The sequence below is a fragment of the Pristimantibacillus sp. PTI5 genome, assembly GCF_048572955.1.
In the GTDB taxonomy this organism is placed as follows: Bacteria; Bacillota; Bacilli; order Paenibacillales; family Paenibacillaceae; genus Pristimantibacillus.
Genome location: NZ_CP183886.1, coordinates 182,367 through 203,430, shown reverse-complemented (window position 1 = coordinate 203,430; position 21,064 = coordinate 182,367). Strand labels below are relative to the sequence as shown.

Here is a 21,064-nt window from a genome sequence, read left to right as displayed (position 1 = left end):
CTTACATATTGGTTAAGGAGTGATAAAAATGACTAATCATGATGATCAGCTTCAGATAGAGCAGCATCGCGTCGAAAGCGTAACCGAGATCATTCGGGCAAGGATAGATGAATTTCGCGGACAAGTTAGCGGCATGCACGAAGATATTGTCGATATACGCCGCAATTTTTGGGATGATGTTACGCTGAACTTTGAGGATGCAGCCGAATCGGCTGAGTCGCATGCTAGCATGAAGCAGCAGGCTGAGGTGCTGTCGGAACGCGAAAGAAGCCATCGGCATATACAAGAGCAGCTAAAAACACTCTTGAAGCTGGAGCATTCTCCCTATTTCGGACGAATCGACATCAGCGAGCAAGGCCAACAAAAATCAGAGCCTATTTATTTAGGCGTAGGCTCGCTGCTTGACGAAAGCGGTTATGAGTATCTCATATATGATTGGCGAGCCCCCGTTTCCAGCCTCTATTACGATTACGGACCGGGGCCGGTACAATATGAAACGCCGAGCGGGACGATAAAAGGCGAGATGTCGCTCAAGCGTCAATTTATTATTCGCGACGCCCAAATCCGCAGCATGTTCGATACGGGAGTAACCATTGGGGATGAGCTGCTGCAAGAAGTTCTTGGCAAGCAGTCCGATGCACAAATGAAAAACATCGTCGCTACGATCCAGCGGGAGCAAAATCAGATTATCCGCAACGAACGCGCGAGATTGCTTATTGTGCAGGGTGCTGCCGGAAGCGGAAAAACTTCTGCAGCCCTCCAACGCGTAGCGTATCTGCTATATCGTTACAGGGGCATGCTTCAAGCGGATCAGATCGTCCTGTTCTCGCCGAATCCGATGTTTAACAGCTACGTGGCAACAGTACTTCCCGAGCTTGGCGAACAGAACATGCAGCAAACGACCTATCAGCAATATTTAGAGCACAGGCTGGGCAAAACGTTTGCGCTTGAGGATCCATTCTCACAAATGGAATATACATTGGCATCGCATAACGATGAGGGTTACGAGGCTAGGATTGCCGGAATCACTTATAAATCGGGTGCTAACTTTATGCATCTAATCGATAGTTACGCAGCAGAGCTTGGTCAAGCCGGGCTTTCCTTTAAGGCAGTTATCTTTAAGGGACGTACATTAATTAGCGAGGTTTCGATCTCGGAGCAGTTTTATAAATTGGACGGGTCGATATCCATTGCGAACCGTATGCGCAGCACGGCGGAATGGATGCTCAAGGAGCTGACGAAGCTGAGCCGCGAAGAGCGCGATCAGGATTGGGTTCAGGAGGAAATCGAGCTGCTCGATCAGGAGGCCTATGCGAAAGCCTTTGAAGAATTGCAGCGGAAAAACCGGTTTGCGGGCAATTCATTTGATGATTTTGACGCGGAACATGATTATTTGGCCGCGATGGTCGTGCAGGAGAAATTTAAAAAGCTGCGCAGACGCGTAAAGCGATTGAAGTTTTTGGATGTGCCGATGGTTTACAAGCGTTTATTTGACCAATCTACGCTGCAGCAATCGCGGATCAATTGGGGGGAGCTTCCGGAACAGTGGGCCGAAATTAGCGAGCAGACGCTGGCAAAGCTTGATGGCGGCCAAATTTTTTACGAGGATGCCACCCCGTATCTATATTTGAAGGAAAAGCTGGAAGGTTTTCATACGAATACGCTCGTTAAGCATCTTTTCATTGACGAGGCACAAGATTATTCACCTTTTCAGTATCATTATCTGAAGCGGATTTTTCCCAATTGCAAGATGACAGTCCTTGGCGACCTGAACCAATCCATATTCGCGCACGCGGTATCAGGCAACGGTTTTGAGCCGTTATCGGAGCTGTTTAGCGAGGAAGAGACTGAGAAGATCATATTGGCCCGAAGCTACCGTTCGACACGGCCGATTGTTTCCTTCACCAGCCGGATGATAGAAGGCGGCGGGCTGATCGAGCCCTTTAACCGGGATGGCGCGGAGCCAACGATTACCAAAGCGGAAGATGAAGGACAGCTTGTCGCTAAGATCAAGGATCAAATTGAAAAATTGGTTCAAACGGGCTATCAGTCGATAGCGGTTATTTGCAAAACGGCGGAAGAGAGTTATCAGACGTTTGCCGCCTTGCAAGCTTATGTGCCTAATCTGAGGCTTGTCGAAAAAGAAACGGTGACCTTCGAAAAAGGCATTATCGTAATACCGACATATTTGGCGAAAGGTGTCGAATTTGATGCTGTTGTCATCCATAATGCAAATCAAGAGCACTACGGGCGAGAAAGTGAGAGAAAGCTGTTTTATACCGCGTGTACAAGAGCGATGCACGAGCTGCATCTGTTCTATACCGATGAGCTCACATCCTTTATAAGGTAATCTTATTTTCTTACTTCTGACCAAATAGCATGAACTTCGACTTGAAGCTCCGAAGCGATCAGCTCTGCTGTGAGTCTTTGGGGCTTTAATATTTTCCCGTTGCGCAGTTTTGAAATGGTTTGGATAGAGATGCCGGTCAATGAGGACAAATGGCCTGCCGTAATATCCCGTTTGGCCATCCATATACGAAGCTTTACGGATGCATCGATTTGATTATCTACCGGGCGTAAATCCCAGATGACGAACGCAAATTCAAAAACCTCACCAAATCCATCGATAATAGGAGCGAAGGTGACAGACAGCTCGAGCTCGATTCCGCTCAGCTTGCTCGTCTTAAGCAGCAGGCTTCTTTCTTTTTTTAACAAATAAGCCTCTTGAATGATCTTCATAATTTTCACTTGCTCGGTGTCATCCAAAAATTGAAGCAGCGTTTCATCCTGCATTTTGCGGTCTGGCTCGAATAGCAGCGGCGCCAAGTTGTCTCTCAAAAAACGAACATGCTGATTTCGATCGACGATTCCGCTGAGTATGACTTTGTTTCTTTCTGCCTGCTGCTCTATCCACTTGTAAGGAGTCAAATCCTCAAAAATAATATAGGCCCTGCAAAAGTTATCTTCGCTGCTATTTGGCAAAGGCTGCTGGTCGATTCTTACCGAAATTTGGCGTTTTTGCTTCGTATAAATAACAACCTCGCTTTTTACTACTTGTCTGGAATTGTCGATTTTGTATTTTTGAAGCAAATGTTGGCTCTTTTTCGATTTAAGCTCCTTAAGCGTATAACCAGATAATCGAATAAATGCGTTATTTGCATCTTCAATTGCGACTTCACGCTCATTTTGTCGTAAAATAATCATGGGTTGGTGCATTAACTGGAAGATCTGACTATAAATCGACAACCTTAAACACTCCTCATATTTCCATTCCTTTTCCCAATAACCAAGTAAAAGTATAGAATAGCCCCTCATGACAAACAAGTCTATGAATTTGACGGTTTCGTGCATGTTTCAAAATCGCTAAATAGGTTTAATTAATTAAACTCGGTAGCTTAATTCATATCAATTTGGTGTATATGTAGTTTATTTTAGTCTAAATCAACTGTAATAAACGTACAGCAGGCTTTATTCTCATTCATTTTCCCGATAATATGATAGCAGACAACCATAGCGATTCAGATATGAACGACTTGGCGTACACAGGGGAGACTGACAAATGAACCATTGCAGCATTGAAAACTGTATGAAGCCGATTAAAGCCAAGGACTTATGCGCGATGCATCATCAGAGATTTTTGAGACACGGGGACCCAAATATGGTAAGACCCCGTCGAGTAAAACAAATTTCAAACTGCAAATGGGTAAATTGCATCAACGAATCAATTACGAAGGGTTACTGCGCTAAGCATTATTATATCCAACGCGTTATGGGCACAAGTCAGATTAATGTTACTTAATCTGACATGGGGTTAATTGATACTGTCGAAAAAAAGGTAACACGACTGTGTTTTTTTCACCAAACCATGTATAATGTGGATTAAGTATTGCAGGCTCTGCTGATTCTGACTCGTCATTGATCATCCAACAGGGGGTGAAACCAAGAATGGTTCAAACGGCACCAAACGGGCTTTCGCACAAGGATCTATATCTTTTTAACCAAGGCACTTCCTATCACAGCTACCGTTTTATGGGTGCTCACCTCGTCCGTGTGGACGGTAAAGACGGCGTGCGATTTACGGTTTGGGCTCCGAATGCAGCAGAAGTGCGAGTTATCGGCGATTTCAATATGTGGGTGGGAACTCTCCACTGCATGGATAGAATCGACGCAACGGGCATCTTTTCCTTGTTTATCCCTAACCTTGGAGAAGGCGAATTGTACAAGTACGAGATCATAACCCCGGAGGGCGCGATGATTAGAAAGGCCGATCCATACGCGTTCTATGCTGAACGCCGTCCTGGGACAGCCTCAATCGTTGCGGGGTTAAGCGGCTATAAATGGAAGGACGGAAATTGGCAGCGCAAGAAGCGTAAGCTCCCTGCCTATAACAATCCTTTGCTCATTTATGAAGTGCACGCCGGCTCTTGGAAAATCAAAGGCAAGGAAGATTTTTATACGTATGAAGAATTAGCTGAAGAATTAGTTCCTTATGCGGCAGAAATGGGTTATACCCATATTGAACTTATGCCCCTATCCGAACATCCGCTAGATCAGTCTTGGGGTTACCAAATTACGGGTTTTTACGCCGTGACGAGCCGCTACGGCTCACCTAAGCAGCTAATGCGTTTTGTTGACAAATGCCACCAGTCTGGCATTGGCGTTATTTTGGATTGGGTTCCTGGACATTTTTGCAAGGACGACCACGGTTTGCGTTTATTTGACGGCGCGCCCATTTTTGAAGGAGCAGATGCCAAGCGTGCCGAGAAGCCGCTGTGGGGCACTTTGTCTTTTGATTTTGGCAAACAAGAGGTTGTCAGTTTTCTAATCTCCAATGCGATGTATTGGATGGATATGTACCACATTGACGGTTTACGTGTAGATGCTGTTGCGAGTATGATCAATTTACATATGGATAAACCGCCGGAAATGCACACTTATAACTACCTAGGCGGACCTGACAACCTAGATGCTCTCCGCTTCATCAAGAAGCTCAATGAAACCGTGTTTCATTATTACCCCGATACCCTAATGCTTGCTGAAGATTCTTCCGCATGGCCTGCTGTAACCGCGCCAACCTACAAAGGCGGCCTCGGATTTAATTTTAAATGGAATATGGGCTGGATGAACGATATGCTCCGCTATATGGAACTGGACCCGTCCGAACGCTCAAGCCACCACAATCTCATCACATTTTCACTCCTTTACGCTTTTTCGGAAAATTATGTTTTACCTTTGTCGCATGACGAAGTCGTGCATGGAAAACGTTCTCTATTAAACAAAATGCCCGGCACCTATGAAGAAAAATTTGCTCAATTAAGGCTTTTTTATGGCTATTGGATGACTCATCCCGGCAAGAAATTATTGTTCATGGGAAGTGAGTGGGGGCAGTTTGACGAATGGAAGGACAGCGATATGCTGGACTGGATGCTGCTTGAATACGATATGCACCGCAGCATGCAACATTACGTCAAAACGCTGAATCACTTGTATGTCGACCAGCCATCGCTATGGGAGCGGGACAGCGAGCAGGAATGCTTCGAATGGATTGACGTTCATAATGCTGAGCAATCTGTCATATCCTTTATCCGCCGCGGAAAATCCGATTTTTCGGTCGTCGTGGCTAATTTCTCCAGAAACGATTATCAGGAGTTTCGCATCGGTGTTCCAGAGCCAGGTTCTTATCGCTCTTTCTTAAATAGCAACGACAAGCAATTTGGCGGTACGGAAACACAAACAAAGCAAAGCTATAGCAGCGAAAACGTAGCTTGGCATGGTCACGAACAAAGCATTACGCTTCACTTGCCCCCCTTTACATTCTTGTACTTCACCTTAGACTAGGGGAACACACATTAAGAGAGGGTTGGTGTCCATGGGCCGAAAAGAAATGATCGCTATGCTGCTCGCAGGAGGCGAAGGTAAAAGATTAGGCGTGCTTACAAAGGATTTAGCAAAGCCAGCTGTCTATTTTGGCGGGAAATACCGAATAATTGATTTTACATTAAGCAACTGCGCGCATTCTGGGATTGATACGGTAGGCGTGCTTACACAATATCAGCCGCTCGAGCTTAACCGTTATCTCGGGATTGGCAGTCCATGGGGACTAGACCGGCGTGACGGAGGCATGACGATTTTGCCGCCGTTCATGAAGCAAAAGGGTGGCGTCTGGTACAAAGGAACGGCAAATGCAATCTATCAAAATATGGCCTTTATTGAACCTTATAATCCGGAATACGTTCTTATTATTTCTGGCGACCACATTTATAAAATGGATTGCGATCTGATGCTGCAGCATCATAAGCGCTCAGGCGCCGATGTAACGATCGCCGGCATTGAAGTTGACTGGAAGGAAGCTAGCCGCTTTGGGGTTATGCATATCGATGATGAAGACCGTATAACCGCCTTTGAGGAAAAACCAAAAAATCCTACGAGCAACATCGCGTCTATGGGCGTTTATATTTTCACATGGTCCGAGCTCCAAAAATATTTGATATACGATGAAGCCAGCCGCACTTCTAGCCACGATTTCGGCAAGGATCTTATTCCTGCCATGATGAGGGACGGCAAGAAGCTTCATTCTTACCCTTTCAAAGGCTATTGGAAGGATGTCGGAACCATCGACAGCTTGTGGGAAGCGAATATGGACCTGCTTGCCGATGAGCCGTCCTTGGAGCTGGCAGACTCTGATTGGAGAATTTACTCCGTTAATCCTAATCGGCCGGCACAGCATATCGGGGCTAAAGCAGAGGTGACAGCTTCCATGATTACAGAGGGCTGTCTGATTGAAGGAATCGTAGACCGATCTGTATTGTTCTATGGCGTCCATGCCGCGAAAGACACGGTCATTTCCGAGTCGGTCGTCATGCCGAACGTGAAAATAGGCGAGGGCGCGCGTATTTACCGTGCGATAATCGGTGAAGGAGCAGTCATACAAGCAGGCGTAACGATAGGCAGCCCGGCAGATGACGCGATTACGGTCATTGCCGTTGACCAATATGTGACGAATGATCATTTGCTGCGGGAGGTGGAGCACTCATGAAGCACAAAGTCATGGGGGTTATTAATCTAATTCATGAGACGGATGAGCTTGAAGGATTTACGCAGGGACGCTGCTTGGCAACGGTGCCTTTCGGCGCCCGCTATCGTTTAATCGATTTCGTGTTGTCCAGCATGGTGAATTCCGGAATTTCAAAGGTAGCGGTATTTGCACATACTAAATACCGCTCGCTAATGGATCATCTCGGATCAGGCAAGCATTGGGATCTTCAGCATCGCCAAAGCGGTTTATTCGTACTGCCTCCCGCTACTGACGATATTCAAGAAATCAGCCGCGGGGATTTATACCATTTTTATCAGCAGCGAGATTATTTCAATCGCGCATCGCAGGACTATGTGGTCATTACTCGCAGCCACATGGTATGCAATATCGATTTCGAGAAGGTGATTCAGTTTCATTTGGAGCGGGAAGCGGACATTACGGTCGTTTGCAAGCAACAATCGGATCTGTTGTCAGGCAAGGCCCGCAAGGTGAAGTTGAACGAGGAAGGCAGAATTACGGCAATCCAAGACCACTACGGCCGCATGCCAAGCGACATCAGCTCCATGGAGATGTACGTCATGCGTAAGGATTTGCTCATGGAGCTCGTTGAAACCTCGCTGGCGCAAGGGCAGGATCATTTGGTACGCCATGCGATTTTCTCAAGGCTGGATCAGCTTAACGTTTATGGATATATGTATGAGGGTTATTTAGGCGTGGTGAACACGGTGGGCAGCTACTACCGCAACAATATGAATTTGCTTGATCCGGATGTCTGGAAAGAGCTGTTCTACCAGCCTGGACCGATTTTTACGAAGGTTAAGGATGAGCCTCCGGCTCGGTACTTAGGGAGCTCAAAGGTTACGAATTCGCTTATTGCAAACGGCTGCCGCATTGAAGGCACAGTCGTTAACAGCATATTGTTCCGGGGCGTGCATGTTCAGAAGGGCGCAACCGTAAGTAACAGCATCGTGATGCAAAACGGTATCATCGGTGAAGACAGCTTTTTGCAGCACAGTATTTTGGACAAGGATGTACGCGTTGAAGCGGAGCGAGACATTCGCGGAGCCGCTAGCGCCCCATTTTTGGCCGGGAAAAGAAAAATTATCTAAATTTATTATTTTGCCGCGAAACATGCGCTATACCACGATAGGAAGACGCAAGCCGTTTCCAATTAGGTTGATGCATTGCTGATGCGGCGTCCATAAGAAAGGAGAATCCTATGAACATTTTGTTCGCAACATCAGAAGCTGTGCCGCTTGCGAAGACAGGCGGACTCGCCGACGTTGCAGGGGCGCTCCCTAAGGCGCTGAATAAGCGGGGCGTTGATACCAGAGTCGTACTGCCGAAATACGAAGAAATCCCTGCCGCCCTGATTGGGCAGTTTGAGCAAGTCGCTCACTTTACGGTCTCCTTCGGCTGGCGCAATCAATATTGCGGGCTGCTGAGAGCCGAGTTTGACGGTGTTACATATTATTTGATCGATAACGAGTTTTATTTTAAGCGCAGAGGTCTCTACGGCTACGGCGATGACGCTGAACGGTTCGTATTCTTCTGTTTTGCGGTAATGGAAGCTGTTCGCTACATGGATTTCCATCCGGATATCGTACATTGCCATGACTGGCAAACAGGACTTATACCGTTTCTACTCAAAACAAGGTACTATCACGATCCGGCGTGGGCTTATACCAAATCGGTATTTACGATTCATAATTTGAAATATCAAGGCTTATTTGGCATTGACCTCCTCATGGATTTGCTTGGCGTGGGCCATGACATGTTCTCTGCTGACAGCTTGGAATTCCATGGGGCAGGAAGCTGCATGAAGGGCGGCCTTGTCTATGCCGACAAGCTGACGACGGTCAGCGGCACCTATGCCGAGGAAATCCAAACGGAATATTTCGGGGAAAAGCTGGATTCCCTGCTGAGATACCGTTCAGGCGACTTAGTGGGCATCGTAAACGGCATTGATGATGAGCTGTTTGATCCGATGAATGACAGCTCATTAGATGTTCCATACCGAAACTCATTAAGCCGTAAGCGAAAGAATAAGCTTGAGCTCCAACGCGAGCTGGGTCTTCCGCAATCCGAGGATACGCCGCTCATCGGTATTGTGTCCCGGTTAGTGGAACAAAAAGGCTTTGATCTCATTATGGCTACGCTTGAAGAGCTCTTGCAAGAAGACGTGCAATTTGTTGTGCTGGGTGCCGGAGATGCGAAATATGAACAGTTTTTTAATCATATTGCATACCATTATCCCGATAAATTTGCTGTATGGATCGGCTATGATGACAGGCTTGCCCGTCGAATCTATGCAGGCTCGGACATCTTTGCGATGCCATCTCAATTTGAGCCATGTGGTCTAAGTCAGCTTCTTGCTTTGCGCTATCGCTCTGTACCGATTGTTCGCGAGACCGGCGGATTAAAGGACACGGTACAAGCCTATAACGAATATACTGGCGAAGGAAACGGCTTCAGCTTCACTAATTACAATGCGCATGATTATATGTACACCGTGCGAAGAGCGTTGGCTCTTTACCGTAATCAGGAAGCCTGGAAGCAAATCGTGAGTAACGGCAGTAATGAAGATTACAGCTGGAACCGCTCCGCTAAAGCCTATATATCCGTTTACTCACAACTCTTAGCGCATCGAAAGGAGAAAGAGTCATGGCCCGTCATCTTGTAATCGGAAACGGTAAGATGCTCCTTAATTTGGATCAGCACTGTTACATTCGGGACATATATTATCCATTCGTCGGTCAGCTGAATCACGTAGGCGGTCAATATTGCCGCTTAGGCGTATGGGTAGAAGGTGCCTTCAGCTGGCTGGATGAGCCCGAGTGGAGGTTTGATTTAGATTATATTGATGATTCGTTAGTTACGAATATAACGGCAACGCATGATGGATTAGGCATCGAGCTCCATATGAATGATGGCATTCATCAACGGGAATGCATCTACATTAAACGGGTTGTAATACGCAATAAGACAAACGATACAAAAGAGGTTCGTTTATTTTTCCATCAGGATTTGATGATTGACGGTTCCGAGGTTGGTGATACAGCCGTTTATTATCCGGAAAATCATACCCTTTATCACTACAAGCGCAATAACTATTTCATGTTCAACGGTTTCTCTGATGAAGGCGGTATGACCCAGTATTCGACGGGGATCAAAAGATTCCAATCTGCTGAAGGCACGTGGCGTGACGCTGAGGACGGCGTGCTTATGGGCAATTCGATTGCCCAAGGCTCGGTTGACAGTACGATTAGCTTCCGTACAATCATTCCGCCAAACAGCGATAAATCCATTTACTACTGGATGTCTATTAGTCAGAACTTAGAAGAAGTAAAGGAACTGAACCAATATGTGCAGGACAATCATCCGGAAAAACTGCTTAGCCGGATGGTCATTTACTGGAAACACTGGCTTCGCAGGGCGGAGACCGATCTTGGCGATCTGCCGCATGATGTTGTGAAGATGTTTAAACAAAGCTTACTGCTTGTGCGAACGCAAGTTGACGAGCGGGGAGCGATATTGGCTGCGAATGATACCGATATTTTGCAATATAACCGGGATCATTACAGCTATATGTGGCCGCGTGACGGGGCACTCATTGCGGATGCCATGTCAATGGCTGGCTACCAAAGCGTTATCGCGCCATTCTTCCATTTCTGTGCGCAAGCTTTGTCGCCGGAGGGTTATTTGTATCACAAATATAATCCGGACGGTACGGTAGGCTCCAGCTGGCATCCCTATATCGTACAAGGAAGCAGGCGATTGCCGATCCAAGAAGATGAAACGGCGCTCGTGCTGTTTGCCCTATGGAAGGATTATTCCCGAAATCAGGTCATTGAGCTCCCGCAATCGCTTTACAGCAACTTAATCCGGAAAGCAGCTTCATTTTTAAGCTCCTACATTGAGCCTTCCTTGTCACTGCCCAAGCCGAGTTATGATTTATGGGAGGAACGTTACGGGATTTGGACGTACACCGCAGCATCCGTTTACGGAGGTCTGATGGCCGCGTCATTCTTTACGGATCTCTTTGGCGATTACGAGCGCAGCGATCATTACAAGAGCACGGCAGAGCTGATCAAGCATGGCATTATTACTCATCTGTGGGATGAGGAAGCAGGGCGTTTCGCGCGCGGATTGATCCAGAAGGATAACCGATGGGTGAAGGATATGACCCTTGAAAGCAGCTTGTTTGGCGTATTGGAATTTGGCGTGCTTCCCGTCGATGATTATCGTGTCGTGCAGACGATGCTGGCGATCAAAGAAGGGCTGCAGGTCAAGACGCATATTGGAGGAATCGCTCGTTATACGAACGATTATTACTTCCAGCAGTCGGGCGAGATTGACAAGGTTCCAGGCAACCCTTGGATTATCTGTACCTTGTGGGTAGCCAACTTTGAAATTGATTCCGCAAAAACGCTGGAAGAGCTGGAAGGGCCGCGGCAAACGCTGCAGTGGGTTTCGGATCACGGGCTTCAAAGCGGATTGCTGCCTGAGCAGCTTAATCCTTACGACGGAACGCCTTTGTCGGTCGCGCCGCTAACCTGGTCGCATGCGACTGTGGTGCACAGCGTTAGCAAATATGCCGAGAAATATAAGCGTCTTCGTACCGAAAAGGAATTGAACAATCAATTGTAAATTTCAATCGAGATAATCAGCTTAAACTAAAAGACCGCGCAGGCTGCAATACCAGCCTGCACGGTCTTTTTTGTTATGCCATTTTACGAGAGTGGCAGGTGCTTGAATGAAATGTTTTTTATTACTCATACTATATAACTGAGTATTCGACACAAATAATAAAATATTTTTCTATTCATGATATTGATTTGAGAAATTTTTTTTCATATAATTGATAAGCTTGCTCGGCAAATTACAAGACAACCTAGGAGGACACACTATGTTATTACTTATCGTATTGGCAGCTATTGTCGTGCTGCTGTTGCTGATCACAGTAGCTAAGCTCAATCCGTTCGTCTCATTGATTGTTACAGCGATTGGTGTCGGACTTGCAACAGGCATGCCGTTGTTCACCACGGAAGCTGGGGGTACTGGCATTATTGACTCCATTAAGACAGGCATGGGCAATACGCTGGGCTTCCTTGCGATCGTTCTTGCTTTGGGGACAATGCTTGGAAAAATGATGGCTGAATCCGGCGGAGCCGAGAGGATCGCACAAACGCTAATCAAACGCTTTGGTGAAAAAAATGTTCATTGGGCAATGATGTTCGTAGCTTTTATCGTCGGGATTCCCGTCTTTTTCCAGGTCGGCTTTGTATTGATGATTCCTCTCGTATTTACAATCGCCCGGCAGACGGGCGTATCCTTAGTTAAAATCGGTGTACCTCTTGTGGCAGGGCTTTCCGTTGTTCACGGTCTTGTTCCGCCGCATCCAGCAGCAATGGCAGCCGTTGGCATTTTCAATGCCGATGTCGGCATTACGATTCTTTACGCCATTATCGTGGGACTTCCAACCGCAATCGTTGCAGGCCCATTGTACGGCAATTGGATCGGAAATCGTATCCATAAGACGGTGCCGAAAGAAATAGGGGAACAACTGGCAGAGGCCAATCACACAAGAAAATTACCGGGCTTTTTTAACACGGTATTTACGGTACTCGTTCCCGTTATCCTAATGCTTACGTCCTCGATAGCCGAGCTTTTTCTTGAGCAAGAGAGCGGACTTTATCAAGCGCTGCGCTTTATCGGAGATCCCGTTACCGCGTTATTGATCGCAACCGTATATTCCTTCTTTAGCTTAGGCTTCTTCCGCGGTCTTAGCAGGGAGACCGTACTTAAATTTACGAACGATTGCTTGGCTCCGACTGCAACCATCTTGTTGGTCATCGGAGCCGGAGGAGCTTTCAACCGCGTATTGCTTGATTCCGGTATTGGTGAGTACATTGCGGAACTGGCTACCTCTTCGCATGTTTCCCCGATATTGCTCGGGTGGGGGATTGCAGCCTTGATTCGCGTCGCTACAGGTTCGGCAACGGTATCCATGATGACCGCGGCAGGGATAGTAGCACCGATTGCAGCAGCTGTGCCAGGAGCTAATCTGGAGCTGCTCGTGCTTGCGACAGGAGCAGGATCGCTTATATTATCTCATGTGAATGATTCGGGCTTCTGGATGATCAAAGAATATTTTGGAATGACCGTCAAGGAAACGCTATTAACATGGACAGCGCTTGAAACGATTATTTCCGTAACTGCGCTTGTGCTTATTCTCGTATTGGATATGTTCGTTTAATCTCTATCCGTACAAAAAAAAGGTGAACCGTTGACTCTTCGCAGTCAGCTGCTCACCTTCTTCTATAACAACACGAGTGGCTTAGATTCTTGTATCGGAAATCGCTTCGCGTACTTTTTCAAGAGATACGTTCGCTCTTTCTTTATTGATGATCATTACATTGACATAGAGGGCATCGATTAGGCTGAGCTGACCGATTCTTGAGGCGAGCGCTTCAGAGCGGTACTCGGTTTCGTCCGAGCTTGTATGAAGCGAGACGTCTGCATGCTGGCTGATGGGCGATTTTGGAAAACCGGTTATGGCTATCGTCTTTGCTCCGTTCTCGCTTGCTGTCTTCAAGATTCGAATGGTGTCTTTATTCGTACCGGAGTGGGAGATCACAACAGCGACATCTTCCTTCGTCAGCTGTGCGGCGGACATCAGCTGGAAATGGGCATCCGTAAAAGCAAAAGCTTGTTTGCCGGAACGTATGAATTTATGGAAGGCATCCATTGCGATGACTCCCGACCCTCCGATTCCATAGAAATGAACGCGGTTCGCACGCGCGATATAAGCTACGGCTTTGGCAAAGTTATCGCCGTCTAAAATTTGAAATGTATTTTCCAAGGTTCTGATATTCGATTTAAACACTTTTTCGGCAATTGCTTTTTCATTGTCGTTCTCGTTAATTTCTTCATAGATTTGCTGCATCGGCGTCATGATTTCTGAGGCGAGCGCGATTTTCATCGCTTGATAGCCCTTATAGCCAATGTGCTTGCAAAAGCGAAAAACAGTAGCTTCAGCGACATTTAAATCATCTGCAACCTCGTTAATTGTGCTATGAATGATTTTTTCGGGATTATTTAAAATATATGTAGCAATTTTCTTTTCTTTTTCGCTGAATCTTGCATAATAAGAACGGATTTTACCGAGCATGTTTTGCACCATGGTAGTTGTTTCCCCTCGCGTAGCAGCTTTTTTCATGAAAAGTATAACATAAACGGCAGAATGATCCTATATTTCATACAGATACGATAGACAGCAAAGCAGCTTAATTAACTTTTAGGAGATGAATTCATATGCAAATAGGTATAATCGGGTTAGGTAAAATGGGTTACAATTTAATGTTGAATATCATGGAGCATCAGCACAAAACGGTAGTATTCGACGTCAATGCAGAAGCGGTCGAGAAAGCTGCCGCGGATGGAGCGCAAGGTGCCGAGACTATTGAGCAGCTGGTTCAGAAGCTGGAAGCTCCGCGCGTCATTTGGATGATGGTACCGGCTGGCGAGCTTACGGAGTCGGTTATCACGCAGGCAAGCCAATCGTTGGAAGCGGGAGATATTCTCATCGACGGCGGTAATTCGAACTATAAAGATACGATTAGAAGAGCGGAGCAGCTAATGAAGCAGGGCATTCATTTCTTGGACGTTGGAACAAGCGGCGGAACATCGGGTGCAAGAAACGGCGCATGTACGATGATTGGCGGAAATAAAGAAGCGTTCGCTTCCGTTGAACAGCTGTTCCATGACATTTGCGTCGAGAACGGATATTTGCATGCAGGCGAAAGCGGCAGCGGCCATTTTTTGAAGATGGTGCATAACGGCGTGGAATATGGGATGATGCAGGCGATTGCAGAAGGGTTCGAGCTGCTGGAAAAAAGCGCGTACGATTTCGATTTCGAGAAAGTTGCAAGGGTTTGGAATAACGGTTCCGTTGTTCGCTCATGGCTGATGGAGCTCACGGAAAACGCTTTTGCAAAGGATGCGCGCCTGGAAGGCTTAAAAGGCATCATGCACTCTTCAGGAGAAGGGAAATGGACACTTGAAACGGCCTTGGATTTGCAAACCGCAACGCCGGTCATCGCCTTGTCGCTTCTGATGAGATACCGCTCGTTAGAGGAAAATACGTTCTCGGGCAAAGTAGTGGCTGCCCTGCGCAATGAATTCGGCGGTCACAGCGTCGTAAGCTCATAATGCTGCGAATTGAATATAGATTGGCATAGATGTTATTGTAATAGTTATAGATTCTTAAAAAAGCAAAACAGCTGACAGTCTGGCAAATGCATAAGGAGGTACGGAGTTGAAAACAAAATATGTAATCGGTGTAGATATCGGGACGACTAGCACGAAGTCGGTGCTCTTTACGGTTAAGGGTGCGATAGTAGCAAGCCATGGCATAGAATATCCGCTGCATTCCCCTTCACCGGCTATCGCGGAGCAGGATCCTGACGAAATTTTTAATGCAGTGCTGGGCACGATCGGACAAGCCGTTAAGAAAAGCAACGTCCAGCCGGAAGATATTTTATGCGTTTCGTTTAGCTCAGCTATGCACAGCGTCATCGCCGTAGACGACGAAGGCATCCCGTTAACGAAATGCATAACTTGGGCTGATAACCGCAGCATGGAGTGGACGAACAAGATCAAGAACGAGTGGAACGGGCATAATATCTATTTGCGCACGGGTACGCCGATTCATCCGATGTCTCCGTTATCCAAGCTTACTTGGCTTCGCTATGATCACAAGGAGCTGTTCGATCGGACTTATAAGTTTATTTCGATCAAAGAATATGTCTTCTTCAAGCTTTTTGGCCGTTACGTTATCGATTATTCGATTGCATCCGCGACCGGGTTATTCAATCTGAACAATCTGCAGTGGGATGAAGAAGCGTTATCGGTGGCAGGCGTAACGGCAGACCGATTGTCTGAACTTGTTCCAACAACCTTTAAGCTTGAGGGATTGGCCGAAAATTTCGCGCAGCAAATGAACTTGCTATCCTCTACGCCATTTGTGGTCGGAGCGAGTGACGGCGTACTTTCCAACCTTGGCGTTAATGCCATCGAGCCCGGTGTCGTTGCCGTTACAATCGGCACGAGCGGCGCAATTCGCGCGGTGACGGACAAACCGGTTACGGATCCGAAAGGTAGGATTTTTTGCTACGCATTGACCGAGAATCACTGGGTCATCGGCGGTCCCGTAAACAACGGGGGAATGATATTCAGATGGGTTCGCGATCAGATCGGCACGGAAGAGATTGCAACGGCAAAACAGCGGGGGATCGACCCTTACGAGCTGCTGACTGAGCTTGCCGCGAAGGCGAACCCAGGCTCAGACGGCCTCATATTCCATCCTTATTTGTCGGGAGAGCGCGCACCGCTTTGGGACGCGAATGCACGAGGCTCTTATTTTGGGCTTGGCCTGCATCATAAGAAAGAGCATCTCATCCGAGCGGCTCTGGAAGGCGTTATCTTTAATTTATACAGCGTACTGATGGCGTTAGAGGAACTGACCGGCAAGCCTACCAAGATACAAGCTACCGGCGGTTTTGCAAGATCGGAACTGTGGCGCCAGATGATGGCCGATATTTTTGATCAAGAGCTGCATGTGCCCGAAAGCATTGAAAGCTCTTGTCTCGGGGCCGTAATTCTCGGCTTATACAGCTTAGGGGAAATCGACTCGTTAGAAGTGGTTGCCGATATGGTAGGAGGCTCGCATTTCCATTTGCCCAACAAGGAAAACGCCAAAATCTATGCCGAGCTGATGCGCATTTACATCCGCGTTTCAAGGTTATTGACCGAGGAGTACGCAAGCATAGCAGCATTTCAGCAAAAATACGTATAACATTTCAAAAAAACAGCCGGAATTCCGGCTGTTTTTTATGTGGAAAACTAGGATCCGTATTTTTTCAAAACAGAGGTCAGGGTAAGCAAGGGCCAAATATAATTGTTACTCGGATAGTTGATGTATACGCTTCCCGGCAGCCCCGCTCCGGTAGGATAGCTGTATGTCCAATCAGGCCGTTCAAGCAGCAGGAGAAGCGCATCGACCCCTTTTTGCAAGGCGGGGGTTGGTTTCTCGTGAGCGGCAATCAAAGCGTCCAGCGCCCAAGCGGTTTGTGAGGGGGTGCTTGCGTGCAAGGGAATATAACGCTTCTCTTTGTCGCTAAGACAGGATTCTCCCCAACCGCCGTCCTCGTTTTGGATTTCGTGAAGCCATTTGATCCCTTTTTTGATGGCGGGATGATCCGTAGATACGCCTACGGCGATCATGCCTTGAACAGCGGCGCCGGTGCCGTGGATATAAGCAATGCCCCAGCGACCGTACCAGCTGCCTTCCCGCGTCTGTTGGGACAGCACCCACCGCACGCTGTCACCCAGCCACTGCTGACTGATCGTCATATCGAGTTCTTTTCCAAGAAAGCTAAGGATGCGGCCTGTGATGTCGACGGTTGACGGATCCGTAGAAATATCCTCGGACCCTTCGAACGCAAAGAAGCTTGTAGGCAGCTGCTGCCCATTTCGCTCGAAAGCCGGCCAGCCTCCGTCATCATTTCTCATCGCCAATACCCAGTTAAGTCCACGCTGCCAGTTGGTTTTTAATTCTTTCGTTTCGGAAACATACGGACGTATGGCGCGAAGGGCAGCCGCACTGTCATCCACATCCGGATAAAGCGTATTGACGTGGGAGAAGCCCCAGCCTCCCGGCGGCGTATTCGGCAAACCTTTTGCCCAATCGCCGACCCGGTCTTGTTGTCTTTCCAGCAAATAAGCTGCTGCCCGTTCCAGGGCTGCATGCTGGGACGGAAGGCCTGCCTCCCGCAAAGCGTAGGCAATCATGGCGGTATCCCATACCTCCGAGGATGCGACCTGCAGATGAGGCCGATCTCCGCAAATTAATGTTAGGATCCCTGCCAGTAATCGGTTAACGGGAGGGGACACAGGGGAATAGCCTAAAGAAAGTAAAGCTAATATCATTAACATCGTCGCCGTGGAATAGGTTAGCAGGGTGCCGTTCGGCTCTAATCTTTCAAACATAAACCGTTCGGCTTGCTCTAGAGCGGTTTTGGAACTTGCCGGAAGCAGGCTTGCGAGCGGAAAACTGGAAATAAAGGCATTTAAAGCGGATATCCAGGTTGAATCATTGGAGAACGCACGCGAGCTTCCCGTAAATAAGGAGGATAAGTCGGGCATGTTAAACGTTTTGCGTACAAATTGGTTATTGGCCATTATTAATGTCGGGACAAGATGTGCGCGGGCGTGACCGGAAAGCGAGAATATATCGATACCAATTCCCAAATCGGAAAAGAAAGCTTCGAGCGGGATTCGCAATAAACGCGGCCATTCTGCTTGGCCGGCAGCCGCGAAAATAACCTGGGTAAGCAAGGTTCTGGCCTCTGATAATCCGCCGCGCCGCAAAATAAACTGCTTAGCTCTTACCATGCGAGGATCAAATTCCGAATAATATTCTGCATACAATAAAGCGAAATAAGCCTCGGCCGTCGCCTCGAGGTTCCCCTCCAATTCATCGGGATACACCTTCCACGCTCCATTTGCTTCTTGTTTGGAAGCAATTCTTGCTGCAAGCAGCCGAATGAGATGCTCATCCGTTCTTCCAAGCAAACGAAGCAATATGATCAGGTGGCTATCCGTCATCGTACCGGTATCGAAGCACATCCGCCAAGCCCCATCCCGAGATTGCTGTCTTAGCAGCTCGGCTGTCAGTCCATCTATCCGTGCACGGATTCGGTTCATGTCCATCAGGCGCATTCATCCTTTGCAACCGTAATTGCTTTATGTATATGCGGAGGAATGCGATGAAAGTCAAAGTTCAAGCTGCTGTTGTGCCATACGGGCGATATGCTTAAAGGTTCGATGATAACAGTCTCTGAATGAACATCGTTAAGGCCATAGACGCCGTTCCTTCCTTATGGCGGATAATTGAGAAATGCCGCTCAAATCGTTCCTTGTTCAAGGGGAGTTCGCTTAATTCCCCTGATTCCAATTCTTTCCGCACGATCCATCGCGAAAGCAGGGCTATGCCTAAACCGGCAATAACCGACTCTTTCACGCTTTGGCTGCTGTTGAACACATACGATCGCTTCTGGACGATTTGGGCATCCGAAAAAAATTGATCACTGAAGGCGCGGGTGCCCGAGCCGCTTTCTCGGAGCACCCAAACTTGATTTTGAAGCAGCTCGGCATCAACAAAGCGGGCCGCGGCGAGAGGATGCGAGGAGGGAGCAACAAGAATCATTTCATCTCTCATGTAAGGCGTAATATTCAAATCCGCGGCATGGGCTTCGCCTTCGATAAGTCCGATATCCAGCTCGTTTGACCGGACGGCTTGCACGATTTCATCCGTGTTCCCGATCGTCGCCTGCATAGCGACAAGCGGGTACATGGCGGCAAATTCCGCAAGGCATTTTGGAAGCACGTACTCGCCGATCGTAAAGCTTGCTCCAATCATGAGGGAGCCGGTCACCTGATCCTGAAGGAGCTGGATATCTTGTTTGGCTTCCTCGTATAAAGTTAATATCCGTTTAGCTTTCTGATACAGGATATCGCCTGCTTCGGTGAGGCGGACATGCTTCGGGGAACGGTGGAGCAGCTTTGCTCCCAGTTCATTTTCTAAGTTTCGTATATGCTGGCTGACGCCGGGCTGAGAAAGATTTAATAGCTCAGCCGCTCTTGAAAAATGCCTTTGCTCCGATACCGTAACGAAAACGCGCAACGCTTCAATAATCATTATTATCCCTCATTATTAAATAGGTTTGGAAGCGACTATTCGCTAACAATAATGGTTTAAAAGCGGTTTTGCAAACTCAATCATAAGGATTTGTAATGATTAGGATAGCGAATACGTATTTCACATCCTTGCGAAAGAGCCGTATAGTGAAAGCAAATAAGACAGTAACACGGGAATCCGGGCAGAGGTGAGGGTTATGTCAAACAAAGATTTGTTAGCAAATCATTCCTATAAAGGCATGGGGTTCATGCTTGGCCTAGCCATGACGCTGATCATTGCGATTGCAGCGAAAATGATCGCGATGCTTCCGTTTTTTAGCGTGATGGGGCAGCTGGTTACGGCCATTTTGCTCGGAATCGCGATTCGCGCTTGGATTGGTGTGCCGGAAGCGGCTGCGAGCGGCATTGCTTATTCAAGCAAAAGGCTGCTGCGTATCGGGATTATTCTGCTAGGGATGCGGCTGGATTTGTCCGATATTTTTCATGCGGGCCCCAAGGTGCTTGCTATAGCGGTCATTAATATCGTATTTACGATTATGGTTGTGTATGGGGTAAGCAAATGGCTTGGCATTGACAAAAAACTTGGGATTTTAACCGCTTGCGGGACTGCGATCTGCGGTGCAGCCGCCGTGGTGGCCATTGCTCCTCAGGTGAAGGCCAACCAAAATGAAACGGCAATAAGCGCGGCGACGGTGGCTATTTTGGGGACATTGTTTACGCTGGCCTATACAGCTTTCTATCCGGTCCTGAATTTAAGTGCCGCAGGTTACGGCATATTCTCGGGCGCGACGCTGCATGAGGTAGCGCATGTCATTGCTGCGGCAGCGCCCGGCGGGCAAGAAGCCATTGATTTAGCCGTTATCGTGAAGATGACACGCGTAGCGATGCTTGTCCCCGTTGCCGTTATCCTAGGGCTATGGAACAGCCGCAAAGCAGGAAAAACCCAACGTATGAGCTTGAAAAGTCTACCAATACCGTGGTTCATCGTTGGATTTCTAGCGATGAGCGGGGTTCATACCTTAGGCATCGTGCCTGATGCGTTGACGGAGCCTATCATTGCTGCCGCATATTTGCTGCTAGCAATGGCGATGGCGGGTCTTGGTCTTGGCGTGGATTTCGTTATATTTAGAAAATTAGGCAAGAAGCCTTTTATTGCGGGTTTTATTGGTTCAATATTGCTTGCGGGACTGGGGCTGCTGCTTGTCCATGGCTTTCATTTGGCATAGGAAAATATAGCGCATACGATATGGGGGACATCGATCGCCC

The 21,064-nt window shown here is 47.6% G+C and carries 14 protein-coding genes; 10 read left to right on the top strand and 4 right to left on the bottom strand.

Going from position 1 to position 21,064, the window contains the following annotated elements:
* Nucleotides 1-28 precede the first annotated feature (28 nt).
* Entirely contained in the window at nt 29-2,350 is a 2,322-nt protein-coding gene (helD, locus tag ACN6MW_RS01130) for an RNA polymerase recycling motor HelD (RefSeq protein ID WP_419873859.1), read from the top strand.
* Between the two features lie 2 nt (nt 2,351-2,352).
* On the opposite strand, the gene ACN6MW_RS01125 is transcribed toward helD, so the two are convergent.
* Nucleotides 2,353-3,246: a PAS domain-containing protein gene (locus ACN6MW_RS01125; protein WP_419873858.1), complete on the bottom strand. Its 894-nt coding sequence runs from the start codon at nt 3,244-3,246 to the stop codon at nt 2,353-2,355.
* 699 nt (nt 3,247-3,945) lie between these two features.
* On the opposite strand from ACN6MW_RS01125, the gene glgB reads away from it, so the two are divergent.
* The 6 genes from glgB to ACN6MW_RS01095 all read left to right on the top strand — a co-directional run bounded on the left by glgB (nt 3,946) and on the right by ACN6MW_RS01095 (nt 13,295).
* Nucleotides 3,946-5,838: a 1,4-alpha-glucan branching protein GlgB gene (gene glgB, locus ACN6MW_RS01120; RefSeq protein ID WP_419873857.1), complete on the top strand. Its 1,893-nt coding sequence runs from the start codon at nt 3,946-3,948 to the stop codon at nt 5,836-5,838.
* A 31-nt stretch (nt 5,839-5,869) separates the two neighbouring features.
* Nucleotides 5,870-7,036, top strand: a complete 1,167-nt coding sequence (locus ACN6MW_RS01115) for a glucose-1-phosphate adenylyltransferase (protein ID WP_419873856.1) — start codon at nt 5,870-5,872, stop codon at nt 7,034-7,036.
* Entirely contained in the window at nt 7,033-8,145 is a 1,113-nt protein-coding gene (gene glgD, locus ACN6MW_RS01110) for a glucose-1-phosphate adenylyltransferase subunit GlgD (RefSeq protein ID WP_419873855.1), read from the top strand. Before ACN6MW_RS01115 ends, glgD begins: the two co-directional genes overlap by 4 nt.
* Nucleotides 8,146-8,255: 110 nt before the next feature.
* The gene (glgA, locus tag ACN6MW_RS01105) at nt 8,256-9,719 is read left to right on the top strand and encodes a glycogen synthase GlgA (RefSeq protein WP_419873854.1); all 1,464 of its coding nucleotides are present in this window, start codon (nt 8,256-8,258) and stop codon (nt 9,717-9,719) included.
* Nucleotides 9,701-11,686, top strand: a complete 1,986-nt coding sequence (locus tag ACN6MW_RS01100; RefSeq protein ID WP_419873853.1) for a glycoside hydrolase family 15 protein — start codon at nt 9,701-9,703, stop codon at nt 11,684-11,686. Before glgA ends, ACN6MW_RS01100 begins: the two co-directional genes overlap by 19 nt.
* A gap of 259 nt (nt 11,687-11,945) precedes the next feature.
* Entirely contained in the window at nt 11,946-13,295 is a 1,350-nt protein-coding gene (locus ACN6MW_RS01095; RefSeq protein WP_419873852.1) for a GntP family permease, read from the top strand.
* Between the two features lie 81 nt (nt 13,296-13,376).
* On the opposite strand, the gene ACN6MW_RS01090 is transcribed toward ACN6MW_RS01095, so the two are convergent.
* A complete protein-coding gene (locus tag ACN6MW_RS01090) occupies nt 13,377-14,222 on the bottom strand; it encodes a MurR/RpiR family transcriptional regulator (RefSeq protein WP_419873851.1) in 846 nt (281 codons plus the stop codon).
* A gap of 131 nt (nt 14,223-14,353) precedes the next feature.
* Here ACN6MW_RS01090 and gnd point away from each other — a divergent pair, with 131 nt between their 5' ends.
* Nucleotides 14,354-15,250: a phosphogluconate dehydrogenase (NAD(+)-dependent, decarboxylating) gene (gene gnd, locus ACN6MW_RS01085; RefSeq protein WP_419873850.1), complete on the top strand. Its 897-nt coding sequence runs from the start codon at nt 14,354-14,356 to the stop codon at nt 15,248-15,250.
* A 106-nt stretch (nt 15,251-15,356) separates the two neighbouring features.
* Nucleotides 15,357-16,895 (top strand): gluconokinase, encoded by a 1,539-nt coding sequence (gene gntK / locus ACN6MW_RS01080; protein ID WP_419873849.1) that lies wholly within the window; start codon nt 15,357-15,359, stop codon nt 16,893-16,895.
* Nucleotides 16,896-16,942: 47 nt separating this feature from the next.
* Here gntK and ACN6MW_RS01075 read toward each other — a convergent pair whose 3' ends face one another.
* Together ACN6MW_RS01075 and ACN6MW_RS01070 are read right to left on the bottom strand one after the other, a co-directional pair.
* Nucleotides 16,943-18,811, bottom strand: coding sequence for a squalene cyclase (locus ACN6MW_RS01075; protein ID WP_419873848.1), 1,869 nt, complete (start codon nt 18,809-18,811; stop codon nt 16,943-16,945).
* A gap of 103 nt (nt 18,812-18,914) precedes the next feature.
* Nucleotides 18,915-19,799, bottom strand: a complete 885-nt coding sequence (locus ACN6MW_RS01070) for a LysR substrate-binding domain-containing protein (protein WP_419873847.1) — start codon at nt 19,797-19,799, stop codon at nt 18,915-18,917.
* Between the two features lie 196 nt (nt 19,800-19,995).
* On the opposite strand from ACN6MW_RS01070, the gene ACN6MW_RS01065 reads away from it, so the two are divergent.
* On the top strand, nt 19,996-21,024 hold the full coding sequence (locus ACN6MW_RS01065) for a YeiH family protein (protein ID WP_419873846.1): 1,029 nt from the start codon (nt 19,996-19,998) through the stop codon (nt 21,022-21,024).
* Nucleotides 21,025-21,064: the final 40 nt, after the last annotated feature.